This is a genomic window from Psychrobacter sp. ANT_H56B, from assembly GCF_008369245.1.
GTDB classification, from domain to species: domain Bacteria; phylum Pseudomonadota; class Gammaproteobacteria; order Pseudomonadales; family Moraxellaceae; genus Psychrobacter; species Psychrobacter cryohalolentis.
In genome coordinates, this window is the sequence record NZ_VOBF01000004.1 from 12,830 (window position 1) to 34,474 (window position 21,645).

The 21,645-nt window shown below is 43.0% G+C and carries 17 protein-coding genes; 10 read left to right on the forward strand and 7 right to left on the reverse strand.

The window, feature by feature from the left end; all coding sequences use genetic code 11:
* The first annotated feature begins 148 nt into the window (after positions 1–148).
* Positions 149–388: a hypothetical protein gene (locus FQ082_RS06765; RefSeq protein ID WP_020443232.1), complete on the forward strand. Its 240-nt coding sequence runs from the start codon at positions 149–151 to the stop codon at positions 386–388.
* A gap of 131 nt (positions 389–519) precedes the next feature.
* On the opposite strand, the gene FQ082_RS06770 is transcribed toward FQ082_RS06765, so the two are convergent.
* Positions 520–2,010 carry an aldehyde dehydrogenase family protein gene (locus tag FQ082_RS06770; RefSeq protein ID WP_149492530.1) on the reverse strand — a complete coding sequence of 497 codons (1,491 nt, stop codon included), beginning with the start codon at positions 2,008–2,010 and terminating at the stop codon, positions 520–522.
* Between the two features lie 276 nt (positions 2,011–2,286).
* On the opposite strand from FQ082_RS06770, the gene FQ082_RS06775 reads away from it, so the two are divergent.
* From FQ082_RS06775 to FQ082_RS06805, 7 genes are all read left to right on the forward strand, one after another.
* Positions 2,287–2,925, forward strand: coding sequence for a TetR/AcrR family transcriptional regulator (locus FQ082_RS06775; RefSeq protein WP_149408607.1), 639 nt, complete (start codon positions 2,287–2,289; stop codon positions 2,923–2,925).
* 222 nt (positions 2,926–3,147) lie between these two features.
* Positions 3,148–4,368, forward strand: coding sequence for an iron-containing alcohol dehydrogenase (locus tag FQ082_RS06780; RefSeq protein WP_149408608.1), 1,221 nt, complete (start codon positions 3,148–3,150; stop codon positions 4,366–4,368).
* Positions 4,369–4,480: 112 nt separating this feature from the next.
* Positions 4,481–5,530 (forward strand): NADP-dependent oxidoreductase, encoded by a 1,050-nt coding sequence (locus FQ082_RS06785; RefSeq protein ID WP_149492531.1) that lies wholly within the window; start codon positions 4,481–4,483, stop codon positions 5,528–5,530.
* A gap of 221 nt (positions 5,531–5,751) precedes the next feature.
* The gene (locus FQ082_RS06790; RefSeq protein ID WP_149492532.1) at positions 5,752–6,429 is read left to right on the forward strand and encodes a type 1 glutamine amidotransferase domain-containing protein; all 678 of its coding nucleotides are present in this window, start codon (positions 5,752–5,754) and stop codon (positions 6,427–6,429) included.
* A 33-nt stretch (positions 6,430–6,462) separates the two neighbouring features.
* Positions 6,463–7,098, forward strand: a complete 636-nt coding sequence (locus tag FQ082_RS06795; protein WP_011513349.1) for a glutathione S-transferase family protein — start codon at positions 6,463–6,465, stop codon at positions 7,096–7,098.
* Between the two features lie 296 nt (positions 7,099–7,394).
* Positions 7,395–9,011, forward strand: a complete 1,617-nt coding sequence (locus tag FQ082_RS06800) for an MFS transporter (RefSeq protein WP_149408610.1) — start codon at positions 7,395–7,397, stop codon at positions 9,009–9,011.
* 101 nt (positions 9,012–9,112) lie between these two features.
* The gene (locus tag FQ082_RS06805; RefSeq protein WP_149408611.1) at positions 9,113–10,504 is read left to right on the forward strand and encodes an HlyD family secretion protein; all 1,392 of its coding nucleotides are present in this window, start codon (positions 9,113–9,115) and stop codon (positions 10,502–10,504) included.
* Between the two features lie 119 nt (positions 10,505–10,623).
* Here the strand turns inward: FQ082_RS06805 and pdxH are convergent, their stop codons facing one another.
* From pdxH to cysS, 5 genes are all read right to left on the reverse strand, one after another.
* Entirely contained in the window at positions 10,624–11,274 is a 651-nt protein-coding gene (pdxH, locus tag FQ082_RS06810) for a pyridoxamine 5'-phosphate oxidase (protein ID WP_149408612.1), read from the reverse strand.
* Positions 11,275–11,320: 46 nt separating this feature from the next.
* Positions 11,321–12,688, reverse strand: coding sequence for a phosphoglucosamine mutase (gene glmM, locus FQ082_RS06815; RefSeq protein WP_149408613.1), 1,368 nt, complete (start codon positions 12,686–12,688; stop codon positions 11,321–11,323).
* Positions 12,689–12,933: 245 nt separating this feature from the next.
* Positions 12,934–14,406, reverse strand: a complete 1,473-nt coding sequence (guaB, locus tag FQ082_RS06820) for an IMP dehydrogenase (protein ID WP_149492533.1) — start codon at positions 14,404–14,406, stop codon at positions 12,934–12,936.
* Between the two features lie 401 nt (positions 14,407–14,807).
* Positions 14,808–16,649: a mechanosensitive ion channel family protein gene (locus FQ082_RS06825; RefSeq protein ID WP_262498171.1), complete on the reverse strand. Its 1,842-nt coding sequence runs from the start codon at positions 16,647–16,649 to the stop codon at positions 14,808–14,810.
* 228 nt (positions 16,650–16,877) lie between these two features.
* Positions 16,878–18,344 carry a cysteine--tRNA ligase gene (gene cysS / locus FQ082_RS06830; RefSeq protein ID WP_149492535.1) on the reverse strand — a complete coding sequence of 489 codons (1,467 nt, stop codon included), beginning with the start codon at positions 18,342–18,344 and terminating at the stop codon, positions 16,878–16,880.
* Between the two features lie 225 nt (positions 18,345–18,569).
* Between cysS and FQ082_RS06835 the strand changes: the two genes are divergently transcribed.
* Positions 18,570–19,214 carry a cob(I)yrinic acid a,c-diamide adenosyltransferase gene (locus tag FQ082_RS06835; protein WP_149492536.1) on the forward strand — a complete coding sequence of 215 codons (645 nt, stop codon included), beginning with the start codon at positions 18,570–18,572 and terminating at the stop codon, positions 19,212–19,214.
* 116 nt (positions 19,215–19,330) lie between these two features.
* Here the strand turns inward: FQ082_RS06835 and FQ082_RS06840 are convergent, their stop codons facing one another.
* On the reverse strand, positions 19,331–20,308 hold the full coding sequence (locus FQ082_RS06840; RefSeq protein ID WP_149492537.1) for a hypothetical protein: 978 nt from the start codon (positions 20,306–20,308) through the stop codon (positions 19,331–19,333).
* Between the two features lie 396 nt (positions 20,309–20,704).
* Here FQ082_RS06840 and FQ082_RS06845 point away from each other — a divergent pair, with 396 nt between their 5' ends.
* A complete protein-coding gene (locus FQ082_RS06845; protein WP_149492538.1) occupies positions 20,705–21,433 on the forward strand; it encodes a glycerophosphodiester phosphodiesterase in 729 nt (242 codons plus the stop codon).
* Positions 21,434–21,645: the final 212 nt, after the last annotated feature.

Here is a 21,645-nt window from a genome sequence, read left to right on the forward strand (position 1 = left end):
ATAATTTTAGGGGCTGTCTTAGATAAGTAAGAAAATCTAGGGCAGCTTACAGATAGGTTCAACCCTACTTGACGCTTCACCACTTTCAATACACTCATTGACTATAAGTAAGCCGACTGCTTAAATGATTTATCCCTAGGAGAATATCATGACTGAAAAAATCGAAGAAAACGCTGCTACTCACAAACGCAAATTAATTGATAAATTTTTGATAAAACTGACCAAAGAAGAACCGCAGATGTATTACGCCACGACATCTGAGATTGCACGCAGTCTTTATAGCATGTTAAAAGAACATACGAATCGCCTAACCGTTGAGGAACAAGCGCTTATCAGACATATGACTATCGAAGAAATACAAGGGTTATTAGGCTTTCATGCTAAATGAGAAAATAAGATTCTTATGACTGCACAAAAAAGACTGCCCTATAGGCAGTCTTTTTTATTAACACATCAAATTAGAGCTTTAACAATAAACGTTTAAAAAAACATGTCAAATTAAGCAGCTAAACAAAACGTTTAAAAAGGATAATCGCGCGGCGTATGCTGCACTGAAATCCAATGCAAGGTAGTAAACTCTTCTAGTATCCATTCACCATTAAAGCGTCCGATACCCGAGTTTTTCTCGCCGCCAAATGGCGCGTTGCTTTCATCATTCACTGAGATATCATTAATATGGGTCATGCCAGCTTTGATACCGCGAGCAAAACGCAAGCCTGTTGCCATATCCTGGGTAAACACTGCACTCGATAAGCCATACATAGAGTCATTAGCAATCGACAGCGCATCGTCTTCATCTTTGGCACGAATAATACCAACCAAAGGACCGAATACTTCGTTGCAAGACAAGTCCATCTCACGTGTGACGTCGCTAAAGACGTGCGGTGGTACAACTTGACCTTTTATCTCACCACTTAATAGCATTTTTGCGCCTTCATCTTGCGCTTTAGCGATTTTTTCTTTTAGCGATTCAACTTGTTTTTCATTAATAATCGGACCAACTGCCGTATCAATTTTGCTAGGATCGCCAACATTCAAGGTCTTAACGTGTGACACAAAACGCGTAACGAAATCGTCATAAATCTCATCTTCGACAATGATACGGTTAATCGCAATACATATCTGACCTTGATGCAAGAATTTACCAAAGGTAGCAGCTTTTACAGCTTGCTCAATATCAGCGTCTTTTAGCACGACAAACGGGCTATTACCACCAAGCTCTAACGCCACTTGCTTGATATAGTCGCCGCCATTTGCCAACTCACCGATATGCTTACCTACAGAGGTCGAACCGGTGAAGGAAACCAAACTCGGAACATGATGGGTGACCATCGCATCGCCTATTTCACTGCCGCTACCAACGACAACGTTTAATAATCCTTTTGGCAAACCGGCTTCTTCAAATATTTTCGCAAGCAGCAACCCACCGGTAATCGGTGTATCACTAGCAGGCTTTAACACTACGGCATTCCCTAGTGCTAATGCTGGCGCAATAGAGCGCTGGGTTAGATGTAGTGGGAAGTTCCATGGGCTAATCACGGCAATCACACCCATCGGTTCACGATAGATAAAGTTTTCTTTACCCGGTGTGTTCGACGGGCGAATCTCACCATGGACGCGATTGGGAAAGCTTGCGGCTTCAAGGGTAATCGCCCGCGCACTGCTAAACTCGACCATCGCCTTAATACGTGTACTGCCCGACTCTTTGATTAGCCAATCGACAATCTCATCTTGACGCTGATCAAAGATACTAACTACTTTATAAAGGATAGCGGCACGTTCGTTCGGAGTTTGCTTTGCCCACTGTTTTTGCGCTTCGCTTGCCGCTTGATAAGCTTCATCAAGTTGTTTATCCGTTGCTTGTTGAATCTCAACCAAAGTTTCACCGTTAAACGGATTGGTATTGGTATTGATACTATCGTCATCACCCTTTTTCCATTCGCCTGATATATATTGCAAGTGAAAATCCGTATAAACATTTACCTGCGTATTTTTAGTTTCTGTTGACATAATTGTTCCTATTTTTTATTTAATAATATTATTAGAGTGTGGCTATAACGTATCATGGCCGTCTATCAGATTCCGTAACACGTTTAATAAGCAATAGCAGCATACGATAACAAACGTAACTTGCTAGACGACTGGTCTAATGCTAACATAAACGCTATAAAAATTAGAATCTTTTAAACCTATTGTTTGTTGAACAAACGTAACTTGCCAATCAATACTTATAAATTTGTTGAACTATCTTAAATAATTAGTCTCTCTAAGGAGAACATAAGTCATATGTCTATACCCAATGCTATAAAACATACTCAACCAGACAGTTCGCTATCTAATATTGCATTATCGAACACCAGAGACCATCTGTTAACGACGGGCTATAAGCTCATCGCACAAAAAGGCTTTACCGCAGTTGGCATTAAGCAAATATTAGATACGGCAGGCGTGCCGAAAGGCTCTTTTTATCATTATTTTGCGTCAAAAGAAGCCTTTGGTGAGGCGATTATCAGCCACTACTTTACCCAGTATAAGCAGCGCCTTGATACTATTGGTTCACAAGATGATAGCGCCCAGCAGAAACTGTATGACTATTTCCAAAACTGGTATGACACGCAGCAAAGCGGCTGCGCTCATGAGAAATGTTTGGTAGTAAAGCTTAGCGCTGAAGTATCAGATATGTCGGAGCCAATGCGTAAAGTTTTACATGCAGGCTATCAGCAAACCATTACTTGGTTAGCAACCCAAATCAAAGCTGGTTGGGCAGATAATTCTGTCCCACATCTCGATAATGTGGCTGCTGAGAGTATGGCGAAGCGGTGGTATTTTGCATGGTTGGGTGCTAGCTTAGTAGCTAAGATTAGCCAAACGGATACACCATTAGCAGAAGTGTGGCAGATGACAACGACGGAAATGGGAAGATAATAGGGTTCTATCTGCTTAATTCTCTACTCATTACAGTAGCTATAACTAAAACGAACCCTTCTTTAGATTATTAAATGCTATTTTCGCTTATACGATAGTTTTGTAATTATTCATAAATATCTACTAGACGACCGGTCTAATTAATATATAATGCGAACAGTTGCAGACTTTATTTTAAATATTAACTCCTCTTTTCATACTTATAAATCTATTAGGAATCTTATGAATAACTTTCAATATTACAATCCTGTCCGTATCGTTTTTGGTGAAGGTCAAATCGAGAAGTTGGCCGAGCTTGTACCGACAGATGCCCGCGTACTGATTACCTATGGTGGCAGTTCAGCACAGCGTACAGGTACGTTAGATGAAGTTAAAACGGCATTAGCTGCCAGTGGCAATCGCGAAATATTCGAGTTTGGTGGTATCGAAGCCAATCCAGAATTTACGACGCTATTAAAAGCGGCTGATATGGTTAATGAGCACGATATCGACTTTCTACTAGCAGTTGGTGGTGGCTCTGTGCTTGACGGCAGTAAGTTTGTCGCACTGGTATCTTCATTGACTGAAGAAGACGGTACGGTATCGCACGATAAAGCATGGGATGCACTCACCAGTTATTGCAGAGATATCGATTCAGCAGTTGATTTGGGCGCGGTATTAACCATTCCAGCAACTGGCTCTGAGATGAATTCAGGCGGCGTGATTAACTATAGTGAACGCCAAGCAAAACTGCCGTTTGGTAATGCACTTGCCTTCCCTAAATTTTCAATTTTAGATCCAACCAAAACCATGACTTTACCTGAACGCCAAGTAATGAATGGTGTGGCTGATGCCTTTGTTCATGTGATGGAACAGTACCTGACCTATCCGGTCAATGCGAAAGTTCAAGATGCCTTTGCTGAGAGCTTATTAAAGATTCTGATTGAGGAAGGCGCAGCGGTAAAAGCCGATCCAGAGAATTTAGAGACCCGCAAAAACATTATGTGGACAGCGACTATGGCGCTAAATGGTCTGATCGGTACTGGTGTACCGCAAGATTGGACGACGCATATGATTGGTCATGAGTTGACCTCATTGCACGCGATTGACCATGCTCGCACGCTGACCATCGTATTGCCATCAGTCATGCGTGAGCTTAAAGACAGCAAAAAAGACAAATTGCTTCAATATGCACGCAACGTTTGGAACATCAAAGCTGACGATAATGGTACTGAATTAAATGATGATGCCATCATTGAAGCGGCTATCAAACAGACTGAAAACTTCTTCCGCGAGCTTGGACTGCCGGTCAGCTTAGCAGATGTTGAGTTAGATGCTGCTGCCATTGATCCTATTATCAAGCAATTAGAAGTGCATGGTATGGTGAAATTGGGTGAGCATGGTAAAAACGACTTGGCAGTATCACGTCGTATTCTAGAGCGTGCCATTACTAGCAACGCTTAACTCTCTGAGTAATTATCTATAGTTATATTGTCGTTATAGAAACCAATAGCCTGTCACTTCAGAGTGGCAGGTAACTTTAAAATCAAAAATAAATAAAATAAGGCGCTTTATCATGAGCTTTAACGAACAACAAAATCAACAACAAAACCGTCAAATCAAACTTGCCAGCCGCCCACATGGCGCACCAACTGCCGATAATTTTGAATTGGCTACTGGCGAGATTCCAAAACCCAATCAAAGCGAGATGCTATTACGCACCGTATATTTATCGCTTGACCCTTATATGCGCGGACGTATGAGTGATGCCGCAAGCTACGCTGACCCATTAGAAATTGGCGATGTCATGCTAGGCGGAACGGTTGCCCAAGTCGTCGAGTCTAATATCGATACATTTACAGTCGGTGATTTGGTAGTATCGAACTCGGGCTGGCAGGACTATAGCGTCAGCGATGGCGAAGGCGTACTAAAGCTCGATAAAAATATGGCAAACCCTTCTTATGGCTTGGGTGTGCTTGGTATGCCCGGCTTCACAGGCTACATGGGTTTGACCGATATTGGTAAACCAAAAAAAGGCGAAACTTTAGTCGTCGCGGCGGCAACGGGTCCTGTTGGCGCAACTGTTGGACAAGTTGGTAATCAATTAGGCTTACGTACTGTTGGCGTCGCTGGCGGTGCTGAGAAGTGTGCTTACGCAGTTGAAGAATTAGGCTTTGATGTTTGTCTTGATCATAAAGCCGATGACTTTGCTGAACAACTAGCAATCGCTTGCCCAGATGGTATCGACATTTATTACGAAAACGTCGGTGGTAAAGTCTTTGATGGCGTATTGCCACTATTAAATGCCCACGCACGTATTCCAGTATGTGGTTTGGTATCACAGTATAACGCCACTGAATTGCCGGACGGTAAAGACCGTTTGGGTGTCCTGATGGGTAATATTCTAAGTAAACGTCTAACCATCAAAGGCTTTATTATCTTTGAAGAATACGGTGATCACTTTCCAGAATTTTTAGCTACGATGAGCAAATGGCTTGAATCAGGTAATGTTAAAACCAAAGAGCATCAAGTCGATGGTTTAGCACAAGCGCCACAAGCTTTCTTTGACATGCTTGATGGTAAGAATTTTGGTAAGACAGTGATTAAAGTGGCTGACGTTAAATAGCTGATAGCTCATATAAAAATCATGAAAATAACCAGTTAACAACATAACTTGTTAAGACAGCTACTGAAAGTCATTTTCAAAAGATGAATACTGTCAGCAGTCGGTTTTTAACGTTACTCGTTTTTGACAGCGTTAGTTCTCAATACCGACTGCAACACAGTACTGATAGTGCTTTAATAATAAACTTCAATAATAATTTTCAACAATAAACAGGGACAATTATGAATATTTTAATGGTACTAACTTCACACGATAAATTGGGCGATACGGGTAAGAAAACTGGTTTTTGGCTAGAAGAATTTGCCGCGCCTTACTACGCTTTTTTAGATGCCGGTGTCAATGTTACGCTTGCTTCTCCTGCGGGCGGTCAACCACCACTAGATCCAAGTAGTGACACGCCGGATGCGCAAACCAAAGATACCAAACGCTTTAAAGAAGATTCTGAGGCCCAAGAGCATCTGGCAACAACCAAAAAACTGGCTGATATGAAAGCGGAAGATTTTGATTCAGTATTCTATCCTGGTGGTCATGGTCCAATGTGGGATTTAGCCGTTGATAAAAACTCGATTGAATTAATTGAGACGTTTATCAAACAAGATAAGCCCGTTGCTTTTGTCTGCCATTCTCCTGCCGCGCTCAAAAACGTTAAAATCGATGGCGAGTATCTGGTCAAAGGCAAAATGGTCACAGGCTTTAGTAATACCGAAGAAGAAGCGGTTCAGCTCACTGACGTCGTGCCTTTCTTATTAGAAGATGTGCTAAAAGCCAATGGCGGCAACTATGAAAAAAGCTCTGATTGGGAATCGTTTGTGGTCGAAGATGGTTTGCTGATCACGGGTCAAAATCCAGCATCGTCAGAAGAAGCCGCCAAGCGTTTAATGGCTAAAATACAGGCTTAATAGCATCAAATCCACTGCAAAAAGGCTAACTAAATGATTCGCTTACATCACCTCAATCAATCACGCTCATTACGGACGTTATGGCTTCTAGAAGAATTGGGACAACCTTATGAAATTATTAGCCACCAGCGTGATGCCAAAACGCATCTAGCACCAGATAGCCTAAAAGCGGTACATCCTCTTGGTAAGTCTCCGGTTATTGAGATGGATGGCGAGCTTTATGCAGAGTCAGGTGCGATTACTGAGCTATTGATTGAGCGGTTTGCACCTGATAATCTTCGCCCTGCTATCGATAGCGCAGATTATGGTCATTACTTACAGTGGATTAACTTTGCTGAAAGCTCGCTGATGCTGCCGCTTTTGCTTGAATTATTTACCAATAAAGCAGGTGCTGGTGATAATGCATTTTTAAAAGGGTATATCGCTCAAGAAAAACACAGGCTACTGAGCTATCTAAATGACGAGGTGGCAGGCAAATCCTTTATCGTGGGTAACAAGCTAAGCGGTGCAGATTTTATGCTGTCGTTTGATTTGATTATGCTTCTCAAGCGTGAGGCGTTAGAGGATTATCCTCATATTAAAGAATACGCGCTACAACTGGCAAGCCTTGATAGCTATCAGCGCGCCATGCGTTTGGAAGCAAATTATGATATGACTACTCTGACATAAATCCCACGGTTAAGCGCGTAGATGCGAACGATAATCAAAAACTATGATAAAATAGCTCAAGCTTTTCTTGGGCTATTTTTTCTTATACAGCATTATTAAGTATTAGAGTTTATATCTCTCTATGCTTTTATTGTTCTGTGACCTATTTTTTACAGCGCTTTGAATGAATGAGCGCTAAGAATAAAACCGTATGGTGAGCGCCGACCACGCTTCTTAGCGCTGATCAGACACCGCCTGATACTTGGGAGCGTTATCATGAATTTACATTATCCGTCGTTACCGATGATAGATAGCCCATGAGTACCGACTATCAGTTTAAGCCTCATGAACAGCCGTTTATGCTGGGCTCTCCTGCCACACCCGATCATCCTACTTATCGAAAAGTATATTACTTACTGATCGGTATTTTTATCGGTATTACTGCCAGTTTTCAAAACGGTCTGTTGGTCGCCAACCTCTCTCAAATTCAAGGTGAGATGGGCTTAACCCCTGTTGAGGGTGGCTGGATATCAGTCGCTTACAATATGACCAATGCCTGTATCACGGTACTGCTCTATAAAATTCGCCAACAGTTTGGTATGTCGTTATTTAGCAAAATCACCCTATTCTTTTTGCTCTCAGCGACCAGTATGCAGTGGTTAGTCAGTAGTCATCTATTGAGCTCAACCACCGGAATTAGCATTGATCCTTATTATTTAGAGCTGATTGCCCGTGGCTTTAGCGGCGTGGTCGCGAGTGCCATGACGGTATTGTCTATCTTTTATTGTTTGCAAGGCATGCCAGCAGCTCGGCGTATTAGTGGACTGATTTTGGGCTTTGGCTTGGTACAGTTTGGGGTGCCTTTGTCTCGCATCATCTCGCCTTATCTTGCCGCCGATGGTCAACTTGAAGGCTTGTTCTTATTCCAAGTAGGCTTAGCTTTGATATGCTTTGGCTTAATTAACCTTCTTGAACTGCCACGCGGTAATATGGAAAAAGTCTTTGAAAAGCTGGATATTGTCAGCTTTGTTTTTTTTGCGACTGGTCTTGCAGCATTGGCAGTGTTTTTGGTACAAGGGCGTATTTTATGGTGGACGACTCCTTGGCTCAGTTATCCACTGATTATTTCCGTCGTCACCATTTCTATTGCGTTGTGGATTGAAACCCATCGTAAAAACCCGATGCTACAAGTACGTTGGATGCGCAGCCGGACGATTATCGCCTTTATGATAACGGGCGCTGTGATGCGTATCTTGCTGTCGGAGCAAAGCGTTGGCGCGGCAGGGTTATTGGCTAACCTCGGTTATGGCAATGATCAGCTGATTATGTTCTATGCCATTATTTTAGCCGCTAGTGCGCTGGCATTGGTGCTTAGTATTTTTACGACCAATGCGATGGACCTGCGTCGACCGGTGATTTTTGCCGTGGCATTGATTGCGATTGGTGCATGGATAGATACGGGTGTGTCACTGAATTCTACACCTGTCATGTTTTATTTTAGCCAGTTTATCATTGCGTTTGCTGCCGTATACTTTATGGGACCGATGGTATTTGAAGGGATGTTTCGTGCCATTGCCAATGGACCTGCCTATATTATTAGCTTTTCGGTGATTTTTGGTATTTCACAAACGGTTGGCGGTTTAGCAGGTGCCGCCGGTATTCAAGCCTTTACCACTATTCGCACCCAAATGCACTATGCGGATATGGTCAGCTCCATGAGTACCAGCGATCCGGCAACCATGCCTCAAATATTACAAGGGATTCAGCGCCAAGCGACCGTCGCCGCTTATGATGATTTATTCTTTTTAATGGCAGTGAGCGCTACGATTACCGCGATCTATTTATTAATGGTGTATTTCTATTATTTGTATCATAAGCGCAATCCTCTTGGTAAAGAGCTTGCCGCGTTAGCAGAAATGATGGGCAAAAAATAGCAGATAGTACAAATGCTATTGTGTATTCTATAGCGCCTATTCTCTCTTATTATTATTGTAACGTTATCTATTATGCTTATTAGACCCTTTAGGAGCGTGTCATGAACGAAAACAAACCGAACCGCGTTGATGACGCAAGCACCCCTAACAAAACAGCTAAAACTGTTGAAAATGCTCAAGCTAGTGAATCATTATCAAATCAAGCGGTTGTGGATACACCATCACAGTCACACATGGCGTCCAATAATGACACAAATACCAATATAGCAGCCATTCAACCTGAACCGACTATGTCTGCAACTCGGATTCAAACCGACCCTTCTGATGACTTACCTACGAATACCAATGAGCCTATAGACGCCGTTGATACAAATAAAATAGACAGCACTGAGGCAGGCGATGGCAAAGATGATACACCGATGCCACCCACTGAATCTATTCCTGCGCCAGCAGGTTGGTCGCCCAAAAAGAAGTCATTTTTTAATTTAGCCTTACTGATTGCGCTGATTGTTATTGGTGTGGCACTCATTCTCTATGCGTGGAAACTGCCACCTTTTACCCCAACCATGCAGCAAACCAATAATGCTTTTGTTAAAGGACAAACCACCATTATCAGTCCGCAAGTGTCAGGTTATGTGACAGAAGTAGCAGTAGAGGATTTTGCGAATGTTGCAGCTGGTGACTTATTGGTAAAAATAGATGACCGTACTTTTCAGCAGCAGCTCGAACAAGCGCAGGCGAATATCGATATTGCGTTAACCAATCGCTCTAGTAATGCGCAAGATACTGGCACCAGCCAAGCACAGATTCAGGCACGTGAGGCAGATGTTTATAGCGCCAAAGTGAGTGTCGACAGTGCCCGAGAGGACGTCAACCGTTATCAGGGCTTGATTGCCATTGGTGCAGTATCAAGTGCAGATGTTGCTCATGCTGAAGCTCAATTAGCAAAAGCACAAGCTGGTGTCCAACAAGCGGAAGCCAATTTACAAGTGGCAGTCGAGGGCAGCAAAAAAACGACGGCTAGCCGCTCTTCATTAGATGCCAATATCAAAAATGCTGAAGCTGCCGCAAAACAAGCGCAGATTAACTTGGACAACACCATAATCCGTGCTCCTGAATCGGGACAACTGAGTCAGTTGAGCGTTAAAACAGGACAATATGTCACTGCTGGTACGCAGCTTATGTATATCGTACCAAAAGGCATATGGATTATTGCCAACTTTAAAGAGACGCAAGTGGCAAATATGATCATTGGTGAAGCGGCCACTATTCATGTGGATGCCTTAGGTGGCACACGGTTTAGCGGACGGGTCAGCAATATATCACCCGCAACAGGCAGTGAATTCAGTGCTGGCGCTGCCAATCCTGCGACAGGTAACTATATTAAAATCGCTCAGCGTATTCCGGTACGCATCGACTTAGACTCTAACCAGCCAGACCTTGCCCGCCTACGTCCTGGTATGTCTGTGTCGGTAGATATTGATACCAAATAGCTCCACTATTAAAGAAATAAAAAAAGCCACTTTTTTTGCCATATGAATATGACAGGTAAAGTGGCTTTTTTATAGACATGAACTTCTTCTAAGCCCATATCATGCGCTATTGATTACGTTTAAGGCAATAAGCGTTTGGTACTAAAGCTACCATCCGCCTCTTTATGATAGACAATACGGTCATGCATTCGATTGGCGCGACCTTGCCAAAACTCCATCTCATTGACAGTAATCTCGTAACCACCCCAAAACTCAGGCGTTGGTACGGCTGCGCCTTCTGGATAGTCTGTTTTCAATTGCTCAAAAGTCTGCTCCATCAAATCGCGATTGGCAACTTCACCGCTTTGTGGTTGGCTAACCCATGCGCCTACTTGGCTATCGTGCGGGCGTTTTTGAAAGTAAGCAGCAGATTTATCAGCATCAATTTTAGCAATACTGCCGCTGATACGAATCTGACGCTCAAGCTTGTGCCAAAAAAATAGCGCTTCTGTATTAGGATTTTCAGCGATATCTTGACCTTTAGCACTTTCGTAATTGGTATAAAAAACGATACCTTTATCTGTAATTTCACGCAATAGAACAATACGCACACTGGGTTTATTGTCCGCCCCGCATGTTGCCAAGCTCATCGCATACGGCTCTTGTACGTTTTCTTCTATAGCCTGCTGCATCCAAGCATTTAATAGCTCAAATGGTGATGCTGATACTGACTGTTGGTCTAGTTGACCTTTTTCATATGACAAACGCTGATCGCTAAAATCCATACTCATGATTGTTCCTTATTTTGCTATTCTAGTATGTTTATATCAAAGACTATCAACCTAATATGGCTTTAATTTTATCTGCCAAATCATTCGCCATTACATCACACTCTATCTCATCATCTGACTCAACCATGACTCGAATCATCGGCTCTGTACCCGATTGGCGAATAAGCAAGCGACCGCGACCTTCTAGAGTAGCACGTGCTTTATCAAAAGCGGCAACCAGCTCTTCATGCTCAAACGGATCTTGCATTTGAGATAAGCGTACATTGACCAGTTTTTGTGGTAATACTTCAAAGCCTTCAGTTAAATCACTTAGCGCTTTGCCTCTTGCTTGCATGACTGCAAGTATCTGCAAACTTGCAATAATAGCGTCGCCAGTCCGGCTTTTATCCAAGCATAAGATATGACCTGACGGCTCACCGCCCAATATCCAACCGTTGGCCTCAAGCTCTTGCATCACATAACGATCGCCTACTTTTGCCCGTGTAAACTCAATATCAGCCGCTTTTAACGCCAACTCTAAACCCATATTGCTCATTAGGGTGCCAACGACACCTGCCACCTTTGTCTGACCTTGAGTAGCAAGTACATACAATATGCCATCGCCGTCAACCAAATTGCCGGCTTCATCAACCATCACAATACGGTCGCCATCACCATCTAAGGCAATGCCCACATCGGCTTCGTATTTTAGCACTGCTTCTTGCAGACCTTCAGGATGGGTTGAGCCACAATCAGCATTGATATTTATGCCGTCAGGCTTATTATTAATGGCGATGACATTGGCGCCCAGCTCACGCATGACACGAGGCGCCACGCTATAGCCTGCACCATTTGCACAGTCGACGACCACAGTCAGATGATCTAAGTCATATTGATAGGGAAAGCTGCCTTTACAGAATTCAATATAGCGACCTTTCGCATCATCGATACGGTTATTTTTACCCAATTGTGCCGGATCAAGAATAGGCATTACGGCATCGTTATTACCGTCAGTCGCCATAATAGCGTCCAACTTATCATTGATAGCATTTTGCATTGCATCAGTTAATTTTTTGCCGTCGGCTGAGAAGAATTTGATGCCATTATCATAGTATGGATTGTGTGAAGCAGAAATGACCACGCCTGCATCCGCATTAAAGCTACGAGTTAAATGTGCGATAGCAGGTGTGGGCAATGGCCCTAACATATATACATCGACGCCAGCGGCGTTAAAGCCTGCTTGTAGTGCGCCTTCAATCACATAGCCTGACAACCGCGTGTCCTTACCAATCACAACACTTGGCTTACGCGGCGAATTTTGATTGTTTTCTATCAGCACCAATCCTGTGACATAGCCGAGCTTTAAGATAAAATCTGGCGTAATTGGCAGCTCACCAAATTTACCGCGAATACCATCAGTGCCAAAGTAGCTCATTATTATTGTTCCTTAAGTCTAAAAGTAAAAGCCCCGACATGGAAGCAGGCTCAGTAGCTTCAATCATTCACTGTCATCAATGGTTTTGATAAGACAAACAGTTATCAATTATTAGAATAATCTATGATTGTATTTTACAAAAAAAACAGCCAACAATAACAAGGCATTGTTGGCTGTTTGTATCTTAACGTCGCTTGACACTGTACGGCTGCGAGTCATCGTATCCTATAGCGGCAAAGATATAATTAGTCGACTCGATAGTTAGGTGCTTCTTTGGTAATCTGCACATCATGGACGTGTGATTCTTTCATACCCGCTGAGGTAACTTTGATGAACTGTGGTTTGCTGCGCATATCTTCAATCGTGGCACAGCCGGTATAACCCATAGATGAGCGCAAGCCACCTACCAATTGGTTGACGATACCAGCGACTGGACCTTTATAAGGTACACGACCTTCGATACCTTCTGGCACCAATTTTTCCACACCGTCTTTGGCATCTTGGAAGTAGCGATCTGATGAGCCGTTTTGACCTGACATCGCACCTAAGCTACCCATACCGCGGTAAGCTTTATAATAGCGACCTTGGAACAACTCAACTTCACCTGGCGCTTCTTCTGTACCTGCCATAAGTGAGCCAACCATGATGCATGACGCACCAGCAGCAATGGCTTTTGCCATATCACCTGAATAGCGAATACCACCATCAGCAATCAATGGAATACTGTCTTGCAAAGCGCTTGCAACACTATCAATCGCCGAGATTTGCGGCACACCGATACCAGCGATGATACGTGTGGTACAGATAGATCCTGGACCAATACCAACTTTGACCGCATCTGCACCAGCATCACGTAAGGCTTTTGCAGCATCACCTGTCGCGATATTGCCGCCAATCACTTGTACATGCGGGAAATGTTTTTTAATCCAAGATACTTTATCAATAACGCCTTTTGAGTGACCATGCGCGGTATCAACAACGATGATATCGACGTCAGCCGCAATCAATGCTTCAACGCGTGCTTGAGTATCAGCGCCCGTACCAACTGCTGCGCCCACACGCAGGCGACCTTGCTCATCTTTACAAGCATTTGGATTGTTTTCAGCTTTAGCAAAGTCATTGACCGTAATCAGACCACGCAAACGGAAATCATCATTGATAACAATAACTTTTTCGATACGGTGCTCGTGTAGCAGTCTTTTGATGTTTTCGTTGCTCTCACCTTCTTTAACGGTGACGAGCTGCTCTTTTGGCGTCATGATATGGCTGACAGGCAATGATAGATTGGTCTCAAAGCGCCAGTCACGATGAGTAACGATACCAACTACTTTATCAGTGCCCTTTTCAACCACTGGCACGCCTGAGATGTTATTGTCTTGGGTCAGTCTTAATAACTCACCGATGGTCATCTCTGGATGCACAGTAATAGGATCAACCACAGTACCAGCTTCGAATTTTTTGACGCGGCGCACTTGCATTGCCTGCTTATCGATATCCATGCTCTTATGCAAAATACCTAAACCACCAAGTTGTGCCATGGTAATGGCCATCTCAGACTCAGTGACTGTATCCATAGCAGCAGAAATTAGCGGTAAATTTAGCGTGATACTTTTTGTTAGGCGGGTCGTTATATTAGCAGCTTTTGGCAGTATTTCTGAATAAGCTGGCAATAATAAAACGTCATCAAAGGTTAAGGCTTCATCGACAATTCGCAACATACAGACCCCTATTAGTGGTTATTTTGATGGGTGGGCAATACAGCATCAAGAAAATCAAAGAAAATTCTATCAAAATCATAAGGTTATAAACCTAGCAGAAAATAATAAAACCGTGGGGAACAAATACTAAATACAAACATTCGCTCGGCACATCATCAATTTATCATTGCTCATTAAATCATTGGCTCAGCAGACTGGCTAATACAGCACCCTGTACCTGCCCCAAAATCTAACTATACAATGCTTAACAACTGAATTATCCCTTAAAAATAACGCCATATTATAACAAATAAGCAAGCAAATCGCATGCTATATTTGTCAGTAGGTTTTACCCAAAGCTGTCTATCGATAGTGACGCTGTACATTCAATTTTTTTTAAGCGCCAAACCAATAGACATTGACTATTTTTGTCTCAATACAAGGTGCTCAGCTGGTAGATAATGCTTTTGTTCACGGTACAAATAATCAAGCATCTGCTCACGTATCTCACAGGCCAGTGTCCATGCTTCTACAGGGCCTACCGCTGAAACAGCGCCGCGCAGTTGAATGGTCTTTTCAGTTACCTCAACGACAAATATTTCAGGCTCAGTTTTATTATCCCAAAGCTTATTGTCTTTCACTACCGAAATAAACTGCTGCCGAATGGCGTCAATATCTGCGCCGTAATCGATATATAAGAACACAGGACAGGTCTGATGCACTTCTGTATGCGACCAGTTCTCTACCATTTCGGTGATCAATTCGCGCATCGGCACGATTAATCGACGTTCATCCCATGTTTTTAGTACCGCATAAGTATAACGCAGGTCCTCAACGGTACTAAAGTTGCCATCCATTATCACACTGTCGCCAATTCGTACGGGCTGGGTCACTGCTACCTGTACTCCAGCAATGATGTTACCGAGTATTGGTTGAGCGGCGATACCAATGACCACGCCAGCAATGCCAGCCGAAGTCAGTAAGGTTTTGCCAAAGCCTTCCATGTTGGCAAACTCACTCAGACCTATCCAAATACTGCCCAACACCATGACAAATACGAAGACGCGGCGAAATATCGATACGTAAGTTCGACGACGGCGCACTTTGTCAAACTGCTCCTCTCCTAGATTTTCAATCTGCATATCTTGATAGCGGTTGGCAAAAAAGTTGATAACACGTATACCGAGCCACATGGCGCTAAAGACCAATCCAATCCAAATAATCGGACGTGTCGAGGAAGCGACTGCATCCAGATAAGGAAAGCCGCCCGATACCAAGGTAAATACCGATGAGAAGCTGATGGTAAAGGTTAGCGGTACTGTCAGCTTATTGACCAAATCTTCCACGCTATTGTGGTGAACCGTACTCAGCCGATTGCCGGCTTTATCTTTGACATACCAATTGAGAAGCTTGCCAGCACCTTTGCTGAGTAACCAGCCCACTCCCATGGTAAAAGAGAAGAAAACAAGTAATGCTAAAAACTCCCAGATGGCGATGCTAAATAACTGTAATTTTGTCCACGCCGGTAAATAACGCTCAAACTTTGCCGGATGATATTGCTCATAGAGGTTATCGATATTACCAACCGTTTGGGCAGAAAATACCCAAAAAGGCGCACTATCATCAATGCGCACACGCTCTAGATGTATGGGTACACGGCGCTCACGATAATCGATATAACCAAGCTGAATAGAGCGTCTAGGAATGCCTTGAATGCTGCTCGTACTGCCAAGCGGCGGTTCAATCAAGCCATCAGGACGATCAGGCAACTTATCAAACACATATAGCTGCTTTTCAACCAATAAAAAATCAAGCTGTTTGACCAAATCCATTGCTTGATTCGACTGTGATTCTCTATCAATCAAGTTCATATTTAGTGCATAAGCTGCCAAATCATATTGCTGCTTCATGACTGCCGATTGGAAAAACTCTAATGTGGCAAGGGGTGTCGACAAGTTTGGCGGCTCAGACAAGGGCGGCAAACCTGCATTGAGCTTATCTAACGCATAGTAGTTTTCGTTATAATCACCAGTGAGACCAGAGTGTCCTTGTAGCACACCTGCTTGCTGCACTGTCCTTTTTTCTAGCGGGCTAATTACCTCTGCTGCAACAGCAGAAACAGTCACTCCTTCTTCTTTTAACTTATCGATTCTTTGCGCAGCATACTCCACCAAATTTTCTGGTTTTGTAGTAACTGTCTCTTCAATATTTCGACTGTCTATTTCCTCAATACTGCTTGCTGCATAAGCAGAAATACACGCCATATTTAATAGGATAAATAAGCTGCCAATTATAAAGAGCAGTCGCGGTAGAAACTGGGCATGAGACTGTAGAGAGTGAGTCCTGAGAAATCCGAAAGGAGTTTGCATACAAAAACTCTTGCTAATAAGTATGATATTAAGCTAATGCAGAAGACACAAAAAAGCCAGCAGATAGCTGGCTTAATTTATTATTGTTTGTGAATGAACAAGCGCAAAAAACTAATGCTTACATTAAGCACGGCGCCAAGTGGTGCCCGCACGACTGTCTTCAAGCTCAATACCAGCCTCTTTCAACTGCACACGAATCTCATCAGCACGCGCAAAGTCTTTATTGGTTTTGGCATCAGCGCGCTCGATGATTAGCCCATCAATGGCTTCGTCGGTTAAACTATCTTCAGCTACTTCACCAATGACGGCTTGCAAGAACTGCTGCACAGGCTGCTGTAAAATATTAAGCGTTTGCGCCAAAGCTTTTAAGTGCTGCGCTAATTGCCATGCAGTCTCTACATCTTCTGCTTTACTCGCTTTATTGATATCACGCGCCAATCCAAACAGCACACTGATTGCCGTTGAGCTATTAAAGTCGTCATTCATGGCTTTAATAAAATCTTGTCCCACTGCACTGGCATAGGCATTATTAATCAAGGCTTCATCGATAAGAAGTACTTCACCTTTTTGCTGTTCAGCAACTTTTAATGTTTGATAAAATCTGCTTAGGCTATTATGCGCTTCGTCCAAGGCACTATCAGAGAAGTTTACTTGACTGCGATAATGACTCGACAATAAGAAGAAACGCACCGTTTCTGGTAAGTATTTTGCCATGACATCACGAATGGTAAAAAAGTTACCCAATGACTTAGACATTTTTTCGCCATCAACATTGATAAAACCAACGTGCATCCAGTTACGCGCGTATTCACAGCCAGTCGCTGCTTCAGATTGGGCAATCTCATTTTCATGATGCGGGAACTGCAAATCATGACCGCCGCCATGGATATCAAAGGTATTACCAAGGCATTTGGTCGACATCGCTGAGCATTCAATATGCCAGCCCGGACGCCCTTGACCCCACGCTGATGCCCATTGCGGCTCATCCGGTTTCGCCGCTTTCCATAACACAAAATCAAACGGATTGCGCTTGTCGTTTTCGACTTCAACCCGTGATCCTGCCTGCATATCATCAAGGTTACGTTTTGACAATTTGCCATAATCTGCAAAACTATCGACCGCGTAGTAGACATCACCATTATCGCCCGCGTAGGCATAGTCATTACTAACCAGCGTCTCAATCATCTGCTGCATCTCATCGATATGATCGGTCGCACGCGGTTCTGCATCAGGGGACAAGCAGCCAAGTACTGTCGCATCTTCATGCATGGCAGTAATAAAACGTTGGGTCAATGTGCCAATCTCTTCACCATTTTCGGCAGCACGAGTAATGATTTTGTCATCAATATCAGTAATATTACGCACGTAATTTACGTCATAGCCCAATTGTGCTAGCCAACGTACTGCCATATCAAAGCCAACCATCACTCGAGCGTGACCGATATGACAATAATCATAAACCGTCATGCCACACACATACATGCCAACTTTGCCCGTGGCAAGCGGCTTGAATGCTTGCTTGCGTCCAGTAAGTGAGTCATAGATGACGAGCTGAGACATCGCGTCTGCAAGAGGTGTGGTCATAGTCATAAAGCCTTTAAATTAAAAGTATAAGAGAAAACAAGCCTAGCAATCATGTACGCTTAGCCAATAAAAAAGCGCTTACATAAGCAAATCATGCATAAATCAAGGATAAAGAGAACATCAATATAAAACTTAACCCATTATCTTAGCGAAAATACTCGTAAAATACTACAATGAGCGCGCAAGTAAGACTCTGTAATGATAAAAACATTGATAGTTAAGGATAAAAATATGGGCAATCGTTTAAGCAAAATTTATACGCGTACTGGCGATGATGGCAGTACCGGCATGGCAGATGGTAGTCGCGTCAGTAAAGCGGACATCCTATTTAGTGTGATGGGTGATATTGATGAGCTCAACTCGCACATTGGCTTGGTACGTGCACAGCTTACTCAAGCGTTAAGTGCGCAAACCAATAATTCAAGCCACAGCCAACAGCTACCTGAACGCTTGCAAACAAAGCAAGAAGTCGACTTTGCCCAAGCTTTAGTGATTATTCAACATTTATTATTTAATATCGGTGGTGAGCTTGCTATGCCAGAATATGAAGGCGTAAATACGATTCATATTGATTGGCTTGAGCAGCAGATCGATGCGATGAATACGACGTTACCACCGCTAAAAGACTTTATCTTACCAACAGGCTCATTATTGGTCAGCCAGTTGCATGTGGCACGTACTGTTTGTCGCCGCGCTGAGCGCCAAGCAGTATTACTAAAACAAGCGCAGCCACAAGCCATTCGACCGACAGCGGTCAGCTTTATCAACCGTTTGTCTGATTGGTTGTTTGTCGCGGCACGTTTTTGCACAGACCCTGAACAGGTCTCTGAAGTCTTGTGGGACAGCCAAGTATTACAAAAATTCGCTGATAGTTGAGCCATTTAATGAACCATAAAAAAACGCCTGCAACATATTTATTGCAGGCGTTTTTTTATTGAAATACTGAATTGAAATATTGAAACGATGCTTATCGATATTTAATAGTAATAAGATTAATAAGTTGCTTCTTTATCTTCAATAATGACCATATCAATGCTTTCATCTTTAGGCGTTGCTTTTGGCGCTTCTGGAGCAGCAGGTGTAGGAGTTACTGTACTAGGCGCAGTAGTGCTAGGTGTTGGCGCTGACGGAGTACTACTTGGCGTCTTTGTACTTTGACTGCTGTTTTGATTAACAACTGGTGGCTTAGCAGGCTGTGCTGGGCGCACAGGCGCAGCTGGCGTTACCGCTCTTGGCTGACTAGTAGTATTATTGCTCTGTGTATTCTGAGCTGATTCACGGCGGCGTTCAGGTTGCTGAGTGGCACGTTGGGCGCGCTGCTCTTTCATTGCTGACTGGAGCGTTGAGCTGGCGACCACTTCTGATACCACAGTCAATAATGCTGGCTGCCCTGCGATACGTGTACGTACTTGACCGCCTTGCGTACCAACAACATAGGTAAAAGCATCATCAATGAGCATATTGTTATTGATACGAATATTGTCATTGGCTAAGCGCGATTGCAAACTTGGCTGATTATTAGCGGCTTGCACTTGGCTGGCTTGATATAAGTCTTCACTTGGCAGAGTCATGCTGACGCTTGCCTGACAGGTTGTCAGACCATTTTCATTGGTTGCTTGCAACACGGCGGCATTTTGTATATCGATGATAATACCGTTTGCTTTAGTAGAAACCACACCGCTGCCTAAGCCAATCTCTGCATCGTTGGCATAACTGACTGCTAAAGTTTGGGCTTGTTGATTGAGCGTATTTTTCAAAGCGGATTTGAGGCGGTCTTGTACCATAGGATCATCACAGCTCACTGCCGTGGCAGCAGCGTTTTCACTAACCTGTGTTTCTTGCTCAGTCACTTCTACCATTTCGGCATCGTCTTTTTCTGAGCGATCACAACCAGCAAGCGCTAAACCACATACCATGCCGATACCAGCAACTTTATACCATTTGCTCACACTTTTATTTGCTACGCTCATATCTCTTTTGCTCCAATTTACTGATTCGTACCGTCGCTCACGGACAGTATTTGACATTTACACTATAAAACTCAAATCTAGCAGAAACCGGCATTGCGATAGATTTGAAAACCACATTATTATACGGTGTTTGCAGGAGATGGTCATCCATGTAGCCTACTGATGTACAAATAACGTTCAACATTGTGTCCGAAATCTAGCTTTAGTTGCAAAAAAGCTACAAATATATATTTACTTAAACAAATATGAGGATAATGACAGAAAGTTTTATCAGCATAAGATTTTTATAAATGCTCTATTCAATACGCTTTGATACGTGATAGCGTTGGATGCAGTTAATAACAGACGATATAATATTTCCATTATAATGCTCAAAATATGTGATGGTTACTGGTTATGATAGAGCTTAAGAACACCTTGCTACTTGGTCATCGCGGCGCGCGCGGTGAAGCATTAGAAAATACCTTATCAGGTTTTGAATATGCGCAAAATTTGCAAAGCTCTGGCTTAGCAGGTGTAGAGTTCGATGTACAACTTAGCCGAGATGGACAGCTCATCGTCTTTCATGATGAAACGCTTGAGCGCATGTGCGGGCAGCAATCACGTCTAGATCAGCTAAATGTGAGCGAAATACAGCGTCATCATCAGTTTGGTCAGCCAATTATCACGTTGCTTGACATTGCTTCTGCTCTAAATACCTATACTTATATTGAGCTTGAGGTTAAAACCCATAGTCGCACCGATTATGCCAAACTCGTAAAAGCCTTGATGCGTGACCTCATTGATAGCCCACTTGCTAGCCTACCGATTGTACTAACCAGCTTTGATGTTGAGCTGCATGCCCGCTTACAACGCAGTACTTTCATGAGGCATATACCACGTGGGCTGCTTATTCGAGAGCCTGAACTATTGAAACAGGCTCCCAATACTGCCTTACAACTTGGATGTAAGCAATTAGGTATCCACTATCCACTTTTGAATCATGAAGTCATACAGTATTGTCATCGCTATGACTTACCTGTAAGTGCATGGACGGTCAATGATATTGAGACTATTAAGCAGCTTATAAATTGGCAAGTTGATGTGATTATTACCGATTATCCAAGCTATTTATTACTGCCTTAACGCATTATTCGTATTTCTAAACTCGCTTTTGTGGTGTACATATTTATTGTTTTACTTACATTTTTACCTTATAGCTGATAAGTCACGGCTTATTTGCCATAACACCTACTATAATCCATACAAGTTATTGTTATTTAGCAATATTTTTATAGTGTATAAGTGTTCACTTTACTAAGTATTTAAGGTAATATAGACGCTTAAATTAATACCGT